The organism is Nocardia noduli (assembly GCF_019038455.1).
Classification (GTDB): Bacteria; Actinomycetota; Actinomycetes; order Mycobacteriales; family Mycobacteriaceae; genus Nocardia; species Nocardia noduli.
On record NZ_JAFMPL010000233.1, the window covers coordinates 1 to 1,417 of the forward strand.

Consider the following 1,417-nt stretch of genomic DNA (forward strand, 5'->3'; position numbering starts at 1 on the left):
GATGGAGCGGCGTACCCATTCGGCGGCCTCGATCCCTACCTCGGACTGGGCGGGCAGTTCGGGCCGGTAGAGGCCGGGGTCGCCGTCGGCGGTGTGGTCGATGATTATGGCGCGCAGTTCGGGTCGGCTCTTGGCCATCCAGCCGAGCTGGCGGGCTGCGGTCTTCCAGGGGGAGCGCTCCATGCGCGCCGCGGCGTGCTCGAGCAGTTCGCGCTCGGCCGGGGAGGCCAGTGCCAGCACGTCGGTGAAGCGTTCGCGTGCGGCGTCGGGATCGGTGTCGAGCAGGTATTCGATCTCTCCGAGCGCGGCGGCGAATGGTGTGAGGGTCTCGGCGACTTCGGTGACGGTCTCTGTAGCGGTGTCGGTAACGGGTGCGTTCAAGGTTGCGGTCATCACTGGGTCCTGTTCTGTCGTGGAAACAGCTCGGCCCCGTGCCGGACGCACACAGCACGTGTACGTAACCCCGGCACGGGGCTGGGCGGCTGGTCGTCTGACCCGCCTGAGTGCGATCGACCAGGGTGGGAGTCCGACACGGCGGGAGGGAACGCGCCGAAAGGACGGCATCGAATTCGCTGCGCAGGAGCACCCGGCCGCCGCAGACGAGCGGGTCGGCGCGCTGGGCGAATTCGGTGACGGCCGGGCGCGGGCCCGTAGCCGTGGCGGGCTCACGCGCTGGTAGCACTCAGACAGGCGGGGCAGACGGCCAGACGGTCAGCCCTCCAACCGCAACCCTCTGCTCGTTGAGGTGACCGGCATCGGGGCGCTGGTCGCCTTCTCGCTGGGGGCTGGCGGGCGGGGTGGTCAGAACGGTGCGCTGTAGGCGTCGAGTGCGGTGATCAGCGCGTGGCGTTGGGCGAGGAGCTGGTCGAGGATGTGACGGACGGCGTCGGTTTGGGTGGCGTCGGGATCGGGGTGGGTGAAGGTCTCGGCGACGTCCAGACTCCCGCTGGCCAGCCGCAGCTGTTGGCTCACCTCGACGATCAGGACCAGGTGTGCGTCGTCGAAGTGCCACAGCACGATCTCGCTGAGATGCTCGCGCAGCTGCCCGCCCAGGGCGTAGATCGCGGTGTTCAGGACCTCTTGGATGTCTTCGATCGTCCGGATCGGGATCGGCTCGAGGAGCAGGACACCGCCCGAGAGAAGTCGCTCGAGGTCGGCATCGGTGATGGTGTCGGGCACGGCGACTTCCTTCGGAATCGGTGTCAGGTGTGTGGGTCGCGGTCCAGGCCGATCCACGCTTGTTGCCAGGCGGCGGTGAAGGTGGTGGCGTTCTCGGCGGCGCTGACGGGTTCGTCGTGGGACTGGGTGGCGTCGTAGATGACGACGGTCCAGCTGTCGATGTCGCCGCGGTGGTCGGCGAGTCCGGCGTCGATGCTGGTGATCAGGACGTAGAGGGTGCCGGTCGGGTCGATGATCG

The 1,417-nt window shown here is 68.5% G+C and carries 3 protein-coding genes; all 3 read right to left on the minus strand.

Annotated elements, in window-relative coordinates:
- Positions 1-393: hypothetical protein (locus JZ792_RS41100; protein ID WP_216918384.1), on the minus strand; the 393-nt coding region annotated here is incomplete at its 3' end.
- Positions 394-801: 408 nt separating this feature from the next.
- Entirely contained in the window at positions 802-1,179 is a 378-nt protein-coding gene (locus JZ792_RS41105) for a hypothetical protein (RefSeq protein ID WP_216918386.1), read from the minus strand.
- 23 nt (positions 1,180-1,202) lie between these two features.
- Positions 1,203-1,417, minus strand: a 215-nt coding sequence (locus JZ792_RS41110; protein WP_216918388.1) for a hypothetical protein, incomplete at its 5' end; no start/stop codon positions are given.